The organism is Caballeronia sp. GAWG1-1 (assembly GCF_023631465.1).
Classification (GTDB): Bacteria; Pseudomonadota; Gammaproteobacteria; order Burkholderiales; family Burkholderiaceae; genus Caballeronia.
On sequence record NZ_JALQDB010000036.1, the window covers coordinates 55,907 to 73,476 of the forward strand.

A 17,570-nucleotide genomic window follows, 5' to 3' on the forward strand; every position below is an offset into this window, starting at 1 on the left:
TCGCCAACGCCCGCTTAAGCGGGCTTTTTATTGCGGCCACGCCTGGAGCACTCCGGTGATTTTGCTGGCTTAGAGAGGTCCCGCCATGACAGACAAGATTGCGACCGCCGACGAAGCGATCGGACTGATCCGCGACGGCGACGCCGTCTGCTGCTCGGGATTCGTCGGCATCGGTACACCCGATGAATTGCTTATCGCGCTGGAACGACGTTTCCGAAGCTCGGCCACGCCACGCGATCTGACGGTCGTTTTCGCCGCCGCACCGGGCGACGGCGGCGAGCGCGGACTCAACCGCATCGCGCTGCCGGGGCTCATCAGGCGCGCTATCGGCGGACATTGGTCGCTCGTGCCGAAGCTCGCACGCATGGCGACCGACGACCTGATCGAAGCCTACAACCTTCCGCTCGGCACGATGTCGCATCTGTTTCGCGATATCGCGGCGCATCGCGCGGGCACGATCACACAAGTCGGAATCGGTACGTTCGTCGACCCGCGGCTTGGCGGCGGAAAGATCAACGCGAGCACGACGGAAGAGCTCGTCAGCGTCATCGAGATCGATGACAAACCGTGGCTGCTCTACAAAGCCTTTCCGCTCGACGTGGCGCTGATTCGCGGCACCACGGCCGACACCGACGGCAACATCACGATGGAGCGCGAAGCGCTCGTGCTCGACGCGCAAGCTATCGCCATGGCCGCGCATAACGGCAAAGGTCTGGTGATTGCGCAAGTGGAGCGGATCGTTCCAAGCGGCACGCTCGATCCGCGCGCGGTGGTGGTGCCGGGCATTCTCGTCGATCGCATCGTGCTCGCGTCCGCCGGCGCGCAGCCGCAGACATACGGCACGGTCTATGACCCAGCGTTCTCCGCCGAAACGAAAGCCGTGGTCGGCGAGATGAAAAGCCCCGTGCTCGACGAGCGCAAGGTGATCGCACGCCGTTGCGCGTTCGAGTTGCCGCCGGGCGGCGTCGTGAATCTCGGAATCGGCGTGCCTGAAGTGGTGGCGGCTGTCGCGGGCGAGGAGCACTTGCTGAGTCATCTGACCTTGACCGCCGAGCCAGGCGTGATCGGCGGCATGCCGCTCGGCGGCCTCGATTTCGGCGCCGCCATCAATGTCGATGCGCTCCTGCATCAGAATCAGCAATTCGATTTCTACGATGGCGGCGGTCTCGATCTCGCCTGCCTGGGCATGGCCGAAGTGGACCGCGGCGGCAATGTCAACGTGAGCCGCTTCGGCGCGCGGCTCATCGGCGCGGGCGGCTTCATCAACATCAGCCAGAACGCGCGCTCCGTGGTGTTCGCGGGCACCTTCACGGCGGGCGGACTCACGGTGCAGATCGAAGGCGGGCGGCTCGCGATCATCGTGGAAGGCGCGAAGAAAAAGTTCGTGGAGCGCGTCGAACAGATCACTTTCAATGGCGAATTCGCGGCCGCGCGCGGTCAGCCCGTGCTGTATGTGACCGAACGCTGCGTGTTTCGTCGCGTGCCCGAGGGACTCGAACTCACGGAGATCGCACCGGGTATCGATCTCGAACGCGATATCCTCGCGCATATGGACTTTGCGCCCATCGTGCGTCAGGTCCGGCTAATGGACCCGCGCATTTTCCTTCCGCAGATCATGGACCTGTCGACCATTCTCACCGAGCGCGGCGCAATGACCCGCGAACTCGCGTTGCAAGGATACTGCCAATGAAAGCATCCGACCTGTTTGTCAGGGCGCTCGAAAACGAAGGCGTCGATCGTATCTTCGCCGTGCCAGGCGAGGAAAACCTCGATGTCGTGGAATCGCTGCGCAAATCGAGCATTCAGCTCATCGTGACGCGCCATGAGCAGTCGGCGGCCTTCATGGCGGCCACGCACGGTCGTCTGACCGGTCAGCCGGGCGTGTGCATGGCGACGCTCGGTCCCGGCGCGCTGAACCTCGTCACCGGGGCGGCTTACGCGCAACTCGGCGCCATGCCGATGATCCTCATCACCGGCCAGAAGGCCATCATGACCTCGCGGCAGGCGCGCTTCCAGATCGTCGATATCGTGGCGACGATGAAGCCGCTCACCAAGGCATCGCGTCAGATCGTGAGCGGCGCGAGTATTCCGACGGTCATACGCGACGCGTTCCGGCTCGCCGCCGAAGAGCGTCCCGGCCCCGTGCATCTCGAACTCCCGGAAGACGTGGCGGCCACCGAAGTGAGCGACGACGTGGGCATCGTTCCCAGGCATCCGGTCGAACTGCCCGTCGCGCACGACGCCGCGATCGAACGCGCCGCGAACTTGCTGATGCACGCCGAACGGCCGCTCGTCATGTTCGGCGCGGCGAGCAACCGGCCGCGGCTCGCGGGCCAGTTGACCGACTTCATTCGCCGCACCGGCATTCCGTTCTTCAATACGCAGATGGGCAAGGGCACGGTCGCGGCTATCGGCAACGACGAAGCCACCGAGCTGTGGATGGGCACGGCCGCGCTCAGCGAGCGCGACTATCTGCACGAAGCGATCGACCGCGCCGACCTGATCCTCGCAATCGGTCACGACACGGTCGAAAAGCCGCCGTTCTTCATGGGACCGAAGGGGCCGCAGGTGATCCATGTGGGCTACACGCCCGCCAATGTCGAGCAGGTGTTCTTTCCGCATGCGGAAGTCGTCGGCGATCTGGGCTTGAGCCTGTCGCGCCTCGCCGCGCGCGTCGAAGGCAGGTTGCCGTGCGCGGGTGCGCTGGCGCCGCTGCGCGAAGGCATTCTGAAGCGCACGCTCGACCGCGCCGACGAATCGCGCTTTCCGCTGACGCCGCAGCGGATCGTCCACGACGTGCGCGAAGTCATGCCCGCCGATGGCATCGTCGCGCTCGACAACGGCATGTACAAGATCTGGTTCGCGCGCTGTTACCGCACACGCAGCGCCAACACGCTGCTCCTCGACAACGCCCTGGCGACGATGGGCGCAGGCCTTCCATCCGCGATGATGGCCGCGCTGCTCTACCCCGAGCGGCGCGTGATGGCGGTGTGCGGCGACGGCGGATTCATGATGAATTCGCAGGAGCTGGAAACCGCGGTGCGGCTGAAGCTGAACCTCGTGGTGCTCATCATTCAGGACGACGCGTACGGCATGATTCGCTGGAAGCAGGCCGTCGACAAGTTCATCGACTGGGGCCTCACCTTCGGCAATCCGGACTTCCTCAAGTATGCCGATGCCTACGGCGCGAAAGGGCGGCGCGTAGAATCGGCCGAAGGGCTGGTTCCGGCGCTGGAGGGCGCGTTCGAGGACGGCGGCGTGCAGCTCGTGATCGTGCCGGTAGACTATTCGGAAAACATTCGCGTGCTTGTCGAAGAACTCGGCAACCGCGGCATCGAGGGGACGAAATGAAGATCAAGGCAGCAGTTCTGAACGCGATGGGTACGGCCACGCCTTACGCGGAATCGAAGCCGCTTCGCATCGAAGAGGTCGAGCTTGCGCCGCCCGGCCCGGGCGAAGTGCTGATCAAGGTCGCGGCGGCGGGGTTGTGTCACTCGGATCTGTCGGTCATCAATGGCGACCGGCCTCGTCCCATGCCGATGGCGCTCGGGCATGAAGCGTCCGGCATCATCGAGGAACTCGGCGCGGGCGTGACCGATTTGAAAGTGGGCGATCACGTGGTCGTCGTGTTCGTGCCGAGTTGCGGACACTGCGCCCCGTGCGCCGAAGGGCGGCCGGCGTTGTGCGAGCCGGGCGCGGCCGCGAACGGCGCCGGCACGCTGCTGTCCGGCGAGCGGCGGCTTTCGCATGGGGGCGAGCCGCTCAACCATCATCTCGGCTGCTCCGTGTTCGCCGAGTACGCGACCGTGTCGCGCCGCTCGGTCGTGAAGATCGATCCCGCCGTGCCGCTCGGCGATGCCGCGCTCTTCGGCTGCGCGGTGCTCACGGGCGTCGGCGCTGTCGTCAATACGGCGCAGGTGCGAGTCGGTGCGTCGGTGGCGGTGATCGGGCTGGGCGGTGTCGGTCTCGCCGCGCTCATCGGTGCACACGCGGCGGGCGCGCGGCAGATCATCGCCATCGACCTGGCCGACGACAAGCTCGAACAGGCACGCGCGCTCGGGGCCACGCATACGGTCAACGCGGGTCAGGACAATGCGCTCGAACAGATTCGCTCGCTGAGTTCGGGCGGCGTCGAATTCGCATTCGAATTCGCGGGCTCGATTCGCGCGCTCGATCTCGCGTATCGCATCACGCGTCGCGGCGGAATGACGGTGACCGCCGGGCTGCCGCCATCGACCGCCAACTGGCCGCTGCCGGCGGTGAGTCTCGTTGCGGAGGAACGCACGTTGAAGGGCAGTTATATCGGCACGTGCGTGCCGTCACGCGATATTCCCCATTACGTCGATCTCTATTCGCAAGGCCGCTTGCCCGTGAACAAGCTGCTCACGGGACGCCTGAAGCTCGACGAGATCAACCATGGCTTCGACCTGCTGCATGAGGGAAAAGCGATTCGGCAGGTGGTCGTGTTCGATTGATTCGGCTTGACCACGCGTAGCCGCATGAAGTCCTTCGCGAAGGAAGGCAATCGCGCCTTGCCTTCGCGGACGATGTCTTTCGGTTCGCGAAGCTGCCTTGTGACCGCCGCAGTCCATCGAGAAACGCGCTTCGACGACTGCTTGAGGAACGCATCGCGCTTGTCTTCGCTGTGATGATTGCGTGGAAGGCGCGCCTTCAACGCCCCTTCCACGGCACGAGCCGCCGTTCCAGCGCGCGCATGCCGAAGTCGAAGATCCACGCAATCGCACCGATGAGCACGATGCCCATCACCACTACGTCGGTGCGCAGAAAGCTCGACGCGTTCAGCACCATCTGTCCGAGACCGGCGTTAGCCGCGACCATTTCCGCCGCGACGAGCGTGGTCCAGCCAAAGCCGACCGCTATGCGCAAGCCCGTCAGAATCTCGGGCAACGCGGCGGGCAGCACGACATGCCGCACCACTTGCCGAAAGCTCGCGCCGAGCGACCACGCCGCGTTCACCTGCTCGGTGGTCGCGCTGCGTACGCCCGCGTGCGCGGCCATGGCGATCGGCGCGAAACACGCGAGCCAGATGACGACGATCTTCGCGGTTTCATCGATACCGAACCAGATCACGACGAGCGGCAGATAAGCGAGCGGCGGCAGCGGCCGGTAAAACTCCAGAGGCGGATCGAGCACGCCGCGCGCAATCCGGCTCACGCCCATCAAAATGCCGACCGGCACCGCCGTCACGACCGCGAGCGCGAACGCGCCGAACACGCGAATCGCGCTCCACAGCAGATGCTCCGATAGCGGCAGACCGCCCTGAATGCGCCCGTGCACGGCATCGATGAAAGCACGCCACACGGCCTCGGGCGACGGCAGAAAAAGCGGTGGTAACCAGTGAAAATGCGTGGTCGCCCACCACAGCACGGCGATCGCCACGACGCATAACGTGCTCGGCATCGCAGTGGGTCCTGCGCCCGGCATGCCGCGATAGCGCTTGCCACGCTTTGCGCGCCGGGCGCGAGGCACTGCCGCGCTTTCCGAGGGTGGAGCGAAGCGGGCCTCCTGAACGGGCTGCGTCACACGGCCTCCGTGACAGGACGATGCAATCGCCACGTCAGGCGCTCGCGCCACTCGATGAAGGCGGGCGATGCCTTCACCGCACGGGCATCGCCATTCGCGACGTACTCGCGCGAGAACGGCAGTTCGTGCACTTCCTCGATACGGCCCGGACCCGGCGTCATCAACACGAGACGGGTGGCGAGAAAGAGCGCTTCCTCCACGCTATGCGTGATGAAAAACACCGTCTTTTGCGTGCGCGCCCAGACATCGAGCACGAGTTCCTGCACGGTTTCGCGCGTGAGCGCATCGAGTGCGCCCATCGGTTCGTCCATCAGCAGCACTTCGGGATCGCTGGCGAGTGCCCGCGCGATGCCCACGCGCTGCTGCATGCCGCCCGACAGCGCATAGACCTTCGCGTGCTCGTATTGCGCGAGGCCGACGAGGGCAAGCGTGCGGCGCGCGATCTCGCGACGCTTGTCGCGCTTGACGCCGCGAAAGCGTAAGCCGAGCGCGACGTTGTCGAGCACGTCGAGCCAGGGCATGAGCGCGTACTTCTGGAACACGACGCCGCGTTCCGCGCCCGGCCCGAGAATCGGCTCGCCGTTGAGCGACGCTTCGCCTTCGGTTGGATCGAGAAAGCCTGCAAGGCAATTGAGCAGCGTGGTCTTGCCGCATCCGGAAGCGCCGAGCGCGACGACGAACTCGCCGCTGCCGATTTGCAGATCGACGCCCTTGAGCGCGGGCGCGCTCGCGCCTTCATACGTGACGCCGAGATTGCGGATGGACAGCGAAGTCATTTCGCGGCCTGCTGCGCGAAGCGCGGATCGACGCCCGTCGAATAGTCAGCAAGGACGTTCTGGATCGTGCCTTGTTGCTTGAGGAACTGTGCGGTGGCCGTGAGCGACTTTGCAGCGCCGGATTGCTGACCGCCGCCGAGCCAGGTTGGCGACGCCTGTTCTCTCGCGCTTGGAAAGGCGTAGAGCGAGAGACTCGCGGGCACGTCGGCGGCGGTTGCACCGGACTCTCGCGCCACGGCCTCGACCTGTTTCGAACCGGCGGTCCAGTCGGCTTTGTGATCGCGGTATTGCGCGTCGGTATCGGCGAGCACCTTGGTGAGACCCGCCATGAACGCGGCGTTGTCCTGCGCGAACTTGCGCGAGGCGACGAAGCCATCGAAGGTCGCCTTGCCGCTTTCCTTCGCAACTTCGCCCGATGTCACGAGCACCTTGCCGTTCTGCTTGACCTTGGCGAGCACCGGGTCCCAGATGTAGGTCGCGTCGATATTGCCGCGTTCCCACGCCGCCGCCACTTCAGGCGGCCGCAGGTTGACGATCTTCACCGATGAAGGATCGACGCCCGCTTGCTGCAACGCCACGAGCGCATGAAAATGCGAGGTCGATACGAACGGCAGACCCAGCGTCTTGCCCTTCAGATCAGCGAGCTTCGTCACGCCGGAGCCGTTGCGCACGACGAGCGCTTCAGCGTCGTTGATGTTGTCGAGAATCCAGAAGAGCGAGAGATCGACGCCTTGCGACAGTCCGGCCGCGATCGGGCTCGACCCTGCTTCGCCCACTTGTATCGAGCCGGACGCCAGCGCGCGAATCACGTCCGCGCCGCTGCCTAGCTTGCGGTACGTGACCTTGTAGCCGGTCGCCTTTTCGACCGCGCCGCTTGCCTGCGCATAGCGCCACGGCACGACCATGTCCTGATAGCCGATGACGACCTCGCGTGTCTCCGCGCGCGCGTGCATCGGTGCGAGAACGACGGTTCCAAGTGCAAAAGAGGCGAGGCTGGCGAGGAGTTGACGACGGGTCGTGTGTTTCATGGAGCAGGCGCTATGGTCGTTGTAAAGCCTTCGACTATAGGCACTTCACGTGCCGCGGCTACCAATGTTTTATGCGTAGCAAATCACATCGCGACTGCTTTGGTCTTCATTGAAACCGCACCCTGATGCGCGGCGTAAAAAGCGGCGCGACACTTGACGCCGACACTCGAAGATGCGCTCCGCATCCACGAGCCGATCGCACAGTTCGACGAGTCGGACCGTTTAGGCAAGCGCATCGGGTCGACATTCCGTAAGCTTGTCTGAACGCGTGGCGCGCGTGCATTGCTCGATCTCGCGAGCACTGTTTCATCGAAGGGTTCGAGTCCGGGTCGCCGCTTCTTCGAAACGCACTATAGTGGAGGATGTTTTCAACGAAGAGAGAGGGCTCGCATGATCTCACGCACTCGTTCCACCCTGGCCGCTACGATGTTCGCCGCGACGCTCGCGTATGTCCCCGCCGCGCATGCGCAGCTCGGCAATCTGCTCAATCAGGGGGGCGATAGCGGAGCCGGTGGCGGACTGAGCAGCCTCGGCAGTCTGGGCAGCGGGATGTCGTTGCAATCGCTGACATCGAACAGCACGGGCAACGTAGCCGGCGTGCTCCAGTATTGCATCAAGAACAACTACCTCGGCGGTGGCGCGTCATCGGTCAAGGACGGCTTGATGAGCAAGTTGCCGGGCGGTGCATCGACGAGCGATAGCGGATACACCGACGGCTCCAAGGGCATTCTCAATAGCGGCAGCGGCAAAGTCGATCTGAGCGGCGGCGGGCTCAAGGAGCAGATTACCAAGCAGGTCTGCGACAAGATACTGTCGCAAGGCAAGTCGTTGCTGGGTGGTTGACGGTTTGACGTCGGCAATGGAACGCTTCCGCGAGAGCGTCCTCGATGTTTGCGTCGAAGACGCTCCACCGCCGCTTAAGCGATCCAAAAGCGATGCGCAGCGCTCTCATGCCGAGGCGCCGCGCCGCGCGTTCAAGCGTTAAACATACCGCGCCTCGTCCAGATCGGCGATCAACGTCGGCCCGGTCGGATGCCAGTCGAGCCGCGCCTGCGTCAACGCGCTCGATGCGGGCATATCCAGACCGACGAACATGGCCATCCATCCGAAATGCGCGGCGGCTTCCTCCGGCGCGATGGAAACGGCCGGCAGCTTCAGGCCTCGTCCCAGCGACTCGGCGATCTCCCGGCTGCTGACGCCTTCTTCACCCACTGCGTGATATCGCGCGCCCCGTTCGCCCTTTTCCACGACCAGCCGATAAAGCCGCGCGACATCCGACAGATGACCCGCCGGCCAGCGGTTTTGGCCATCGCCGACATAAGCGGATACGCCTTTCTTCCGCGCGACCTCGACGAGCGGCGTAATGAGTCCCTGCTTGAACGGATTGTGGACTTGGGGCAGCCGCACGACCGAGACGTTGATGCCCGCGTCCAGCAACGCATGACCCGCGAGTTCCGACGCGATGCGCGGGTTCGGATGACTCGCGTTGAACACATCCTCGCTCGCCGCCTCGCCATGCGCGCCACCGCCCATCCCGGTTCCCGACGTGATGACGAGCGGCCGGTCCGAGCCTTCGAGCGCCGAGCCGAGCGCGGCAATGACGCGCTTGTCCTTCTCGCAGTTCTCGATGAACCTCGAGAAGTCGTGATCGAAAGCCGTGTGGATGACGGCGTCTGCTTGCGCCGCGCCAGCGACGAGACTGTCCGGCTCTTCCAGCGTGCCGCGATAAACCTCGGCGCCCGCTTTCTCGAGCGTTTGCGCACCCGCGTCGGAGCGCGTCATGCCGAGCACCTGATGCCCGGCGCGAATGAGTTCGGTAACGAGGGCCGAGCCGATGAAACCGGTCGCGCCTGTCAGAAAAATACGCATGGTCAAAGCTCCCTGGTCGTGACCCGCTTACTATCCGATCGTTTCTTATCCCGTTAAAGTAGTGACTTCATCATGGTAAAGCGACTAACAGGGTCTTCATGTCAGTCAACACCGCACGATCGCTGGGCGATTTCCTGAGGAGCCGTCGCTCGCGGCTCGACCCGGCGAGCTTCGGATATTCCGGGCGCAGACGAACGCCCGGCCTGCGCCGGGAAGAGGTCGCGCAGCGCGCGCATATCAGCCCGACCTGGTACACGTGGCTAGAACAAGGGCGGGGCGGCGCGCCATCGGCGGAAGTGCTCGACCGCATCTCCGGCGCATTGATGCTGACGGATACCGAACGCGAGCATCTCTTCATGCTGGGCCTCGGGCGGCCGCCCGAAGTGCGCTACAAATCGGTCGAAGGCGTTCACCCCCGCTTGCAACGCCTGCTCGATTCGCTCGAAGCGAGTCCGGCAATCATCAAGACCGCCATCTGGGATGTGGTCGCGTGGAACCGCGCCGCCGCTGTCGTGCTGACCGACTACGGCACGCTGCCGCCCGGCGAGCGCAATATCCTGCAGTTCTTGTTTCGCAATCCCACGGTCAGGGCCAAGCAGCACGATTGGGAAAGCGTCGCGCGCTTCGTCGTGGGCGCGTTCAGAGCGGATGTGGCGCGTGCCGGACTCGCTTCCGAGGTGAGCGAACTCGTGGACGAACTCTGCGGCGCGAGCCCGGAATTCGAGGCGTTATGGCGCGACAACGATGTGCTGAACCACGGCGACAGCAATGGCATCAAGCGCCTGCTTCATCCCGTGCTCGGTCAGATCGAGCTGGAGTATTCCGCATTTTCCGTCGATGGCCGGCCCGATCTCGGCATGATCGTCTACACGCCAATGGACCCGGAGATAGCCGCGCGCGTCAAGGTCCTCGCTGCCGCGAAGGCGTAACGATCCTATCCAAGTGAGCGCGATGCGAATTTGCTAAGACCAAAGGCTTCGTTGGTGCGGCATGGCGCGCGTACTAGGATAAAAACGTCGCGGACGCTACGGTCCGCACGCGCATAAACGGAGACCTCCATGCGATACAAGGGATACGACGTGGCACCGTCTGCCCATGCCATGCCGAGCGGCCTGTTCGCGGCAAACCTGACTATCGAGAACAAGGTGTCGCCGCACGGCTCGTCGTTCACGTTCGATGCACTCGATTACTTCTTCGAGGCGGATCACGCGGTTGCGTATGCGTTGCGCTGGGCGCGGATGTGGATCGACCAGCGCAACAAGCGGTTTGCGGCGCTCAGGCGCTAGCAGCAATCTTCACCGCCGCGCGGCGCCGCGCCATCCGCACCATCTTCTATGCAAATGAATTTTGCTTGGTTCCACTTTCCCGCCATGTCTCGCATAGTCGGGATTGATGGCTATAGACGGTTGCCTTTTTGTCGGGCGACTGTCAGGTGACCAAGACGTCGAGCTTCAAACATAGAGGACTGCAACCGTGGCCGTATTCGATATCGATGACATCGTCCAGTCGCTTCAGACGGTGCGCCAGCAATGGCGGGAAGTGCAGCGGCGATCGCTCGAACCGGGCGGGCGCGAACTTCCGGCGCGCGAGGCGCTGACCGATATCGTCGGCGCGATGAAGGGCGCGCTCTTTCCAATGCGGCTCGGACCGCCCGATCTGCGTCAGGAAAGCGAGAACTTTTACGTGGGCCATGCGCTCGACTTCGCGCTGCAAGGGCTTCTCGTGCAAGCAAAGCTGGAACTGCAATACAAGGCGCGTCACGCACCACGCGACGATGCGGCCATCGACGCACGCGCGAGCACCGCGGTGAAGGCCTTCGCGAAGACGTTGCCGCGCATTCGGAGCCTTCTGGACAGCGATATTCTCGCGGCCTATCAGGGCGATCCGGCGGCGGGCAGCGTCGATGAAGTGCTGCTCTGCTATCCCGGCATTCTCGTGATGATTCATCACCGGATCGCGCATGAGTTGTACCGGCTGGAGTTGCCTTTGCTCGCGCGCATCGTCGCGGAACTCGCGCATAGCGAGACGGGCATCGATATTCATCCGGGCGCGAAGATCGGCGCGGGATTCTTCATCGATCATGGCACGGGCGTGGTGATCGGCGAGACGACGGTGATCGGCGACCGCGTGCGCATCTATCAGGCGGTGACGCTCGGCGCCAAACGCTTTCCACGCGATGCCGCAGGCAATCTGGAGAAAGGACTCGCACGGCATCCCGTGGTGGAAGACGATGTCGTCATCTACGCGGGCGCGACCATTCTGGGCCGCGTTACGCTCGGTCAAGGCGCGGTGATCGGCGGCAACGTATGGCTCACGCACGATGTCGCGCCGGGAAGCTACGTGACGCAGGCGCTTTCGCAGAGCGCGGCGGTGTCGCATGCGCAGACGCCGACCCAAACGGTCGTGCAAACGCCCAAGCGCGCGCCGCAAGCCGAACAGGTCACGCCATGAGCACGGTCGTGCGTTACTTCGGCGCGACCGTGCGCGAGTTGCGCGAGTCGTTCGGCTGGACGCAGGAACAACTCGCCGAATATGCCGGGCTCAATCGCTCCTATGTCGGCGAGATAGAACGTGGGACGTGCATCGCTTCCATCGTGACGCTCGACAAGATCGCGCAAGCGTTCAATGTGCCGGCGGGGCGTCTTTTCGGCGCGTCGCGTGGAGATCTGGCGTCGCTGATATCGGAGTCCACGCCATCGGCGAAGTGACGCGGGCGCGTCGGGTTCATCGGCCGTATTGCGTGCGATGCATGCACAGACGCTTCTTTTGAAGTGTCTCGTAAGCCTGCGGCAGCATCGCGCTTGGCCGTCCCGGCGGGCCGCTCCTCAAGACGATCTCAATTCGGAACAAAGGCCGCGGGTCGATGAATCCGCCGATGCCGTCGCCGCATGCGTGGCCATCGGGGTAGGGTGGCCGGCTCGCCAACCCACCCGAATCGGGTGGGTGGTCGTAAGAGGCCTTCGGAATGCATCGACCGGGTCCTACAATCGGGACGAATCACGGCCCCGCTTGCAGAGTCCAGCATGTCCGATCTTGGCGAAACCGCAGTCGAATCCCCCGTGTCTGTCGTGTGTGTGGCGCACAAGTTCGTACCGCCACGCGGCGCACGTCAGTTGATGCCACGAAGCGCCTTGCTGGCCCGCCTGCTCGACGCACGGCGCCAGCGCTGCATCGTCATTCACGGGCCGGCCGGAAGCGCAAAGACCAGCACGCTCATGGCGTGGCGGCACTCCCTTCTGACGCTCGACTTCGACGTGGCATGGCTGTCGCTCGCGCCTGCGGACGACGAGGTGCGCATATTCTTCGCCGGTCTGCTCGCGAGTCTCGCCTTGGTGGACCGGTCGATCGTCGACATGGCGGAACGCCTCACCGCACGCGATGGCGACGAACTTGCCGTGGAACATTGGGTCATCGCTCTCGTGCGGGGTGTCGCCCGCCACAAACGCGAACTCGTGCTGATGCTCGACGATGTCCACCATCTCAGGGACGCGCGCATCTTCGAGGCGTTGCGATGGCTGATCGACTACGCGCCGCCGCAACTGCATGTGGTACTGACTTCGCGGCGGCCGTTGCCGCTGTCGCTCGCGCGATTGCGCGCGCAAGGCCTGACCACGGAGTTCGATCAGCAGGACTTGCGTTTCTCCGCCGAGGAATCGGAGCGTTTTCTTCGTGAGCAGTCCGGCCGGATCGGCAAGCGCGACGCGCAGGTCGTGCACGAACTCACCGACGGCTGGGCGACCGGCCTCCAGTCATTCGCGAACGACCTCAAGGCCAGACGCGGGGCTCCGCTTGCGCCAGCGAGCGTGTGCGAAGGCGCGGCGTTCGTGGGCTACTTCGAACGCGAGGTGTTGGCCCGCTTGCCCCGCGACGATGTGCTCCTGCTCACCTACGCGGCCCTCTGCGGCCGCTTCTGCGCGCCGCTCTGCGCTGATCTGCTGGACCAAGCCGGCGTCGTTGGTGTCGCCATCGACGATATCGCCGCACAACTCATTCGCCTGGAGGCAGACAATCTGTTCGTCACGTCTGTCGCCCCCGAACAGGAGCGCGATGCGTGGTACCGCCTGCATCCGTTGTTGCGCAGCGTCTTGCTGAACCGCGTGGCAAGTCTGCCAGACGAGGCGCAACGTGGGCTTCATGCAGCGGCATGGCACTGGTTCGATGCGCACGGTCACATGGACGAGGCAGTTCAACATGCCGTGCTTGCTGGAAACAGCGAGGCAGCCGCCAATATGGTCGAGGGATTCGCTCACACGCTGCTCGCGCGCGGCGAATTGCGGCAGCTCGCGAGCCTCATGCGCCGCCTTCCGCCGGGACAAGTGGCGGCGCGCTTCGATCTGCTCGTGATGCAGGCGTATCTGCAAATGTATGCTGGCGAAACCGATGCGCTGCAGCAGGGCATTCGGCAGATTGCACGGCGCAGCGAGCGGTCCGGCCCGCGCGAGCGGTATGCGCTTGCCGTGTTGCGGGGTGGACTGGCGCTGCAGCGCGACGATACCGACTCCGTGGCCGCCTTGCTACCGGAATTGCAGCGCGTGCCGTCCGACGCCGACGCCTTCACACGTGCCGGGCGCAGCAACATTCTCTCGTGGATGTTCATCCATCGCGGCGAGTACGCGGAGGCGCGCAAGGTGCTGGAAGAAGGTGCGTCGCGTGAAGGCGCGCCGCGCGGCATCCTGCTCGGCCGATGCATGGGCGGCATGACGCACGCCGCCGAAGGACAGGTGCTGCTCGCGGAGCGCGTTCTGCGCGAGGTGCTGACCGAGGCAGACAAGCAAGGCGCGGCCTATATCGGTATCTCGTGCATGTCGGCGGCGCTGCTGGGCGAGGCGCTTTACGAACTGAACGATGTCGAGGCCGCGCTCGCGCTGCTGGAGAACCGCATCGACCTGCTCGAACGAGTGTCCATTCCCGACACCGTACTGCGCGCGCTGACCGTGCTGGCCGGCGCTCACTGGCTGGCCGGCAGACGCGGCGAAGCGCTCGATTATCTGACGCGTATCGAAGATTACGCGGCGCGCCGCCAGGTCGACCGGCTGCTCGCCTGCGCGCTCCACTGGCGTTCGCGCTGGCTGCTGGACGACGGCCAGGTCGACGAAGCGGATGCCGCGCTGTCGCGGCTGGAGGCGCTCGCCGTGCGTTACTCGGGCGCGGTTCGCAGCACGGCGTGGGAGATCAGCGTATGCGCCGGACTTGCCCGTATCGCCATGTGTCTGCATCAGAACGATTTCGACGGCGCCGTCGCGCGTCTGAAGCCGCTCGCCGCGTTGTCCGAGGCGGGCGGGCGGTGGAGCCGCGTGGCGAGCGTGCGCCTGCAGCTGGCCATCGCGGAGCAAGGCCGTTGCAACGACAAACGCGCCCGCGAGCATCTGACCGAGGCGTTGCGCGTGGGCCATCGCCTCGGACTCATGCGCAGCGTGCTCGATGGCGCGGGCGACTCGCAGGCGATGCTCGACGTCGTCGTGTCGGACCCGCACTTCGATCCCGTGCTGGCGTTCTACGCGGAGCGTCTCGTGAATGCGGGGAAAGCACGCGCACGCGTCCCGGCCGGGGCGAGCAGTCCGCAGGCCTCGGGCGATCTGTTGAGCGAACGCGAGAGCGAGGTGCTGAGTTTGCTCGCGCTCGCGCTGCCGAACAAGAAAATAGCGCGCGTCATGGATGTATCGCTCGACACCGTGAAATGGCATCTGAAAAATATCTATCGAAAGCTCGACGTATCCGGCCGCGATGGCGCTGTCGCCAGAATGCGCGATCTGAACGCCGGCTGACCATGCGCTCGCTGCCCGCTTTCCCGTGCTTTCCACCCTACGCGGGTGGGCTCGTTCCACCCGTTCCCGACGCAGAATGACCTTGTCGAAGCGGCACGCTCCCGCATGCGTGGGCCGCGACAATCCGTCATGAGGAGTGTTCGGTGGAAGTCAAGCGTAATGTCTATCGCGAGGACCATGAAATGCTGCGCGAAACCGCGCGGCGTTTTTTCGAGCGGGAATGCCTGCCCCGTCAGGCCAAATGGGACGAGGCCGGTTGCGTGGATCGTGAGACCTGGCTGAAAGCGGGCCGCGAAGGACTGCTGTGCGTGACCGTGCCGGAAGAATACGGCGGTGGCGGCGGCGACTTCGGGCACTCGGCCATCGTGGCGGAAGAACTGCATCGCGCTGGCGTGTCGGGCTTCAGCTATTCCGTGCATTCGGACATCACCGCGCCGTACATCGTGCGTCTCGGCACCGAGGCGCAGAAACGCAACTGGTTGCCGCCCATTTGTCGCGGCGAGAAGATTCTCGCCATTGCCATGACGGAGCCTGGCACGGGCTCCGACCTGAAGTCCATCCGCACCACGGCGGTCCGCGACGGCGACGAGTACATCATCAACGGCAGCAAGACCTTCATATCCAACGGCCTGAATTGCGACATGGTGGTGGCGGTCTGCAAGACCGACCCGTCCGCGGGCGCAAAAGGCGTAAGCCTCATCATGGTCGAGACCGACCGCGCGGGCTTTCGGCGCGGTCGCAAGCTGGAGAAAGTCGGTCAGGCCGCCGCCGACACGGCCGAACTCTTTTTCGACGACGTTCGCGTGCCCGTCACCAATCTGATCGGTCAGGAAAACGGTGGATTCATCCACCTGATGGAAGAACTGCCGCAGGAGCGCCTGATCATCGCGATCTACAGTGCGGCGAAACTCGAACGCCAACTGGAGCTCACGCTGCAATACGTCAAGGATCGCCGCGCGTTCAATCAGACGGTGTGGGACTTCCAGAACACGAAATTCAAGCTGGCCGATGTCAAGGCGCAAGCAGTGGCCGTACGCACGCTGGTGGACTATTACCTCCGCGAGCATATGGAGCGCAGGCTCACCTTGCAGGAAGCCGCCATCGCCAAGCTGTTCGCGACCGAAACCATGTGGAAGTGCATCGACGAGATGGTGCAGTTGCACGGCGGCTACGGCTACATGCTCGAGTATCCGATCGCGCGCGCGTTCGCCGACATGCGGGTGACGCGCATCTTCGGCGGCACCAGCGAAGTGCTGCGCGACCTGATCTCCAGAAAACTGTAAGCATCCCTACTATTGACGGGAAACATCATGAGCGAAAAAGTGCTGGTGGCAGGCGTCGGAATGATTCAGTTCGCCAAGCCGGGCGCGAGCCAAAGTTACATCGAAATGGGCGCGGAGGCGACGCGCCGCGCACTCGCCGACGCCGGCATTCCCTACGACCTCGTGCAACAGGCCTTTACCGGTTACGTCTATGGCGATTCCACCTGCGGCCAGACCGCACTGTACGAAGTCGGCATGACGGGCATCCCGATCGTCAACGTCAACAACAACTGTTCGACGGGTTCGACGGCGCTTTATCTCGCGCGTCAGGCCATTGCCACGGGCGACGCCGAGTGCGTGCTGGCGCTCGGCTTCGAACAGATGCAGGCGGGCGCGCTGAAGTCGCACTGGGACGACCGCCCGGTCACGCGCGCACGATTCGTGCCGATCATGCATGGCCTGACGGCGGATCTCGCGCATCTTCCACAGGCGTTGCGAACCTTCGGCGGCGCGGGACGTGAACACATGAAGCGTCACGGCACGACGATGGAAACGTTCGCCGCCGTGCGCGCCAAGGCGAGCCGTCACGCCGCCAATAATCCGCTGGCGCTGTTTCGCAAGCAGGTCAGCACCGAAGACGTCATGAACGATACGGTGCTGATCCCCGGTGTGATGACGCGCCTGATGGCATGCCCGCCAACGTGCGGCGGCGCTGCCGCCATCCTCGTGTCGGAGCGTTTCGCGAAGAAGCACGGGCTGCGCAACGACGTGCGGATCGTCGCGCAGGCGCTCACCACCGATCCGCCCGCTTCGTTCGATCCGCCGTCGATGCTCAATTACGTCGGCACGCATATGACGCGTTCGGCGGCCAACAAGGTCTACGAAAACGCGGGTGTCGGACCGGAAGATATCGACGTATGCGAACTGCACGACTGTTTCGCGCACAACGAAGTCATCTGCTACGAGGCGCTGGGCTTCTGTCCGGAAGGCGGCGCGGAAAAATTCGTCAAGGACGGCGACAACACGTATGGCGGCAAGGTCGTGGTCAATCCGTCGGGCGGGCTGCTATCGAAGGGACATCCGTTGGGCGCGACGGGGCTTGCGCAATGTTACGAGCTCACGCATCAGTTGCGCGGCAGCGCGGACCGGCGTCAAGTCGAGGGCGCGCGGCATGCGTTGCAGCACAACCTCGGGTTGGGCGGTGCGTGCGTGGTCACGCTTTACGGCACGAACTGACGCGGCTTCGAGCGTGACCATGCATTCGACTTCGCACTTCGAACACGGGCGCCGTTCATCGGACGTCTGTCATGCAAACACGGGGAGCGA

Annotated in this window: 15 protein-coding genes; 11 read left to right on the top strand and 4 right to left on the bottom strand. The window is 64.3% G+C overall.

The window, feature by feature from the left end; genetic code table 11:
• Nucleotides 1–85 precede the first annotated feature (85 nt).
• The 3 genes from NCT03_RS24895 to NCT03_RS24905 are packed head-to-tail and all read left to right on the top strand — an operon-like array spanning nucleotide 86 to nucleotide 4,475.
• Nucleotides 86–1,690: an acyl CoA:acetate/3-ketoacid CoA transferase gene (locus tag NCT03_RS24895; protein ID WP_284503457.1), complete on the top strand. Its 1,605-nt coding sequence runs from the start codon at nucleotides 86–88 to the stop codon at nucleotides 1,688–1,690.
• Entirely contained in the window at nucleotides 1,687–3,351 is a 1,665-nt protein-coding gene (locus tag NCT03_RS24900) for an acetolactate synthase large subunit (RefSeq protein ID WP_250494306.1), read from the top strand. The genes NCT03_RS24895 and NCT03_RS24900 overlap by 4 nt, the downstream gene beginning before the upstream one ends.
• On the top strand, nucleotides 3,348–4,475 hold the full coding sequence (locus NCT03_RS24905; RefSeq protein WP_250494307.1) for a zinc-dependent alcohol dehydrogenase family protein: 1,128 nt from the start codon (nucleotides 3,348–3,350) through the stop codon (nucleotides 4,473–4,475). Before NCT03_RS24900 ends, NCT03_RS24905 begins: the two co-directional genes overlap by 4 nt.
• 196 nt (nucleotides 4,476–4,671) lie before the next feature.
• Here the strand turns inward: NCT03_RS24905 and NCT03_RS24910 are convergent, their stop codons facing one another.
• Genes NCT03_RS24910 through tauA form a run of 3 tightly spaced genes read right to left on the bottom strand, consistent with a single transcriptional unit; the run spans nucleotide 4,672 to nucleotide 7,348 of the window.
• A complete protein-coding gene (locus NCT03_RS24910; RefSeq protein WP_250494308.1) occupies nucleotides 4,672–5,490 on the bottom strand; it encodes an ABC transporter permease subunit in 819 nt (272 codons plus the stop codon).
• Between the two features lie 50 nt (nucleotides 5,491–5,540).
• Complete coding sequence (locus NCT03_RS24915) at nucleotides 5,541–6,320, bottom strand: taurine ABC transporter ATP-binding protein (protein WP_250494309.1); 780 nt, start codon at nucleotides 6,318–6,320, stop codon at nucleotides 5,541–5,543.
• A complete protein-coding gene (gene tauA, locus NCT03_RS24920) occupies nucleotides 6,317–7,348 on the bottom strand; it encodes a taurine ABC transporter substrate-binding protein (RefSeq protein ID WP_250494310.1) in 1,032 nt (343 codons plus the stop codon). The genes NCT03_RS24915 and tauA overlap by 4 nt, the downstream gene beginning before the upstream one ends.
• Before the next feature lie 390 nt (nucleotides 7,349–7,738).
• Between tauA and NCT03_RS24925 the strand changes: the two genes are divergently transcribed.
• Complete coding sequence (locus NCT03_RS24925) at nucleotides 7,739–8,191, top strand: YjjA family protein (protein WP_284503458.1); 453 nt, start codon at nucleotides 7,739–7,741, stop codon at nucleotides 8,189–8,191.
• 138 nt (nucleotides 8,192–8,329) lie between these two features.
• Here NCT03_RS24925 and NCT03_RS24930 read toward each other — a convergent pair whose 3' ends face one another.
• On the bottom strand, nucleotides 8,330–9,217 hold the full coding sequence (locus NCT03_RS24930) for an SDR family oxidoreductase (RefSeq protein WP_250494311.1): 888 nt from the start codon (nucleotides 9,215–9,217) through the stop codon (nucleotides 8,330–8,332).
• A 98-nt stretch (nucleotides 9,218–9,315) separates the two neighbouring features.
• Between NCT03_RS24930 and NCT03_RS24935 the strand changes: the two genes are divergently transcribed.
• The 7 genes from NCT03_RS24935 (at nucleotide 9,316) to NCT03_RS24965 (ending at nucleotide 17,480) form a co-directional block, all read left to right on the top strand.
• Nucleotides 9,316–10,146, top strand: a complete 831-nt coding sequence (locus NCT03_RS24935; RefSeq protein ID WP_250494312.1) for a helix-turn-helix transcriptional regulator — start codon at nucleotides 9,316–9,318, stop codon at nucleotides 10,144–10,146.
• Between the two features lie 129 nt (nucleotides 10,147–10,275).
• On the top strand, nucleotides 10,276–10,503 hold the full coding sequence (locus NCT03_RS24940) for a hypothetical protein (protein WP_244830270.1): 228 nt from the start codon (nucleotides 10,276–10,278) through the stop codon (nucleotides 10,501–10,503).
• A gap of 187 nt (nucleotides 10,504–10,690) precedes the next feature.
• The gene (epsC, locus tag NCT03_RS24945; RefSeq protein WP_244830271.1) at nucleotides 10,691–11,668 is read left to right on the top strand and encodes a serine O-acetyltransferase EpsC; all 978 of its coding nucleotides are present in this window, start codon (nucleotides 10,691–10,693) and stop codon (nucleotides 11,666–11,668) included.
• Nucleotides 11,665–11,925, top strand: a complete 261-nt coding sequence (locus NCT03_RS24950) for a helix-turn-helix domain-containing protein (protein ID WP_250494313.1) — start codon at nucleotides 11,665–11,667, stop codon at nucleotides 11,923–11,925. The genes epsC and NCT03_RS24950 overlap by 4 nt, the downstream gene beginning before the upstream one ends.
• 315 nt (nucleotides 11,926–12,240) lie before the next feature.
• Nucleotides 12,241–14,982 (top strand): winged helix-turn-helix domain-containing protein, encoded by a 2,742-nt coding sequence (locus tag NCT03_RS24955; RefSeq protein WP_250494314.1) that lies wholly within the window; start codon nucleotides 12,241–12,243, stop codon nucleotides 14,980–14,982.
• 143 nt (nucleotides 14,983–15,125) lie between these two features.
• Complete coding sequence (locus NCT03_RS24960; protein WP_250468180.1) at nucleotides 15,126–16,265, top strand: acyl-CoA dehydrogenase family protein; 1,140 nt, start codon at nucleotides 15,126–15,128, stop codon at nucleotides 16,263–16,265.
• Between the two features lie 27 nt (nucleotides 16,266–16,292).
• Entirely contained in the window at nucleotides 16,293–17,480 is a 1,188-nt protein-coding gene (locus NCT03_RS24965) for a lipid-transfer protein (RefSeq protein WP_250468181.1), read from the top strand.
• The last annotated feature ends 90 nt before the right edge of the window (nucleotides 17,481–17,570 follow it).

Excerpts from the sequence above, each read along its gene's own strand:
- NCT03_RS24895 (WP_284503457.1), top strand. The coding sequence starts at position 86 with ATGACAGACAAGATTGCGACCGCCGACGAAGCGATCGGACTGATCCGC.
- NCT03_RS24900 (WP_250494306.1), top strand. The coding sequence starts at position 1,687 with ATGAAAGCATCCGACCTGTTTGTCAGGGCGCTCGAAAACGAAGGCGTC.
- NCT03_RS24905 (WP_250494307.1), top strand. The coding sequence starts at position 3,348 with ATGAAGATCAAGGCAGCAGTTCTGAACGCGATGGGTACGGCCACGCCT.
- NCT03_RS24915 (WP_250494309.1), bottom strand. The coding sequence starts at position 6,320 with ATGACTTCGCTGTCCATCCGCAATCTCGGCGTCACGTATGAAGGCGCG.
- tauA (WP_250494310.1), bottom strand. The coding sequence starts at position 7,348 with ATGAAACACACGACCCGTCGTCAACTCCTCGCCAGCCTCGCCTCTTTT.
- NCT03_RS24925 (WP_284503458.1), top strand. The coding sequence starts at position 7,739 with ATGATCTCACGCACTCGTTCCACCCTGGCCGCTACGATGTTCGCCGCG.
- NCT03_RS24930 (WP_250494311.1), bottom strand. The coding sequence starts at position 9,217 with ATGCGTATTTTTCTGACAGGCGCGACCGGTTTCATCGGCTCGGCCCTC.
- NCT03_RS24935 (WP_250494312.1), top strand. The coding sequence starts at position 9,316 with ATGTCAGTCAACACCGCACGATCGCTGGGCGATTTCCTGAGGAGCCGT.
- NCT03_RS24940 (WP_244830270.1), top strand. The coding sequence starts at position 10,276 with ATGCGATACAAGGGATACGACGTGGCACCGTCTGCCCATGCCATGCCG.
- NCT03_RS24950 (WP_250494313.1), top strand. The coding sequence starts at position 11,665 with ATGAGCACGGTCGTGCGTTACTTCGGCGCGACCGTGCGCGAGTTGCGC.
- NCT03_RS24955 (WP_250494314.1), top strand. The coding sequence starts at position 12,241 with ATGTCCGATCTTGGCGAAACCGCAGTCGAATCCCCCGTGTCTGTCGTG.
- NCT03_RS24965 (WP_250468181.1), top strand. The coding sequence starts at position 16,293 with ATGAGCGAAAAAGTGCTGGTGGCAGGCGTCGGAATGATTCAGTTCGCC.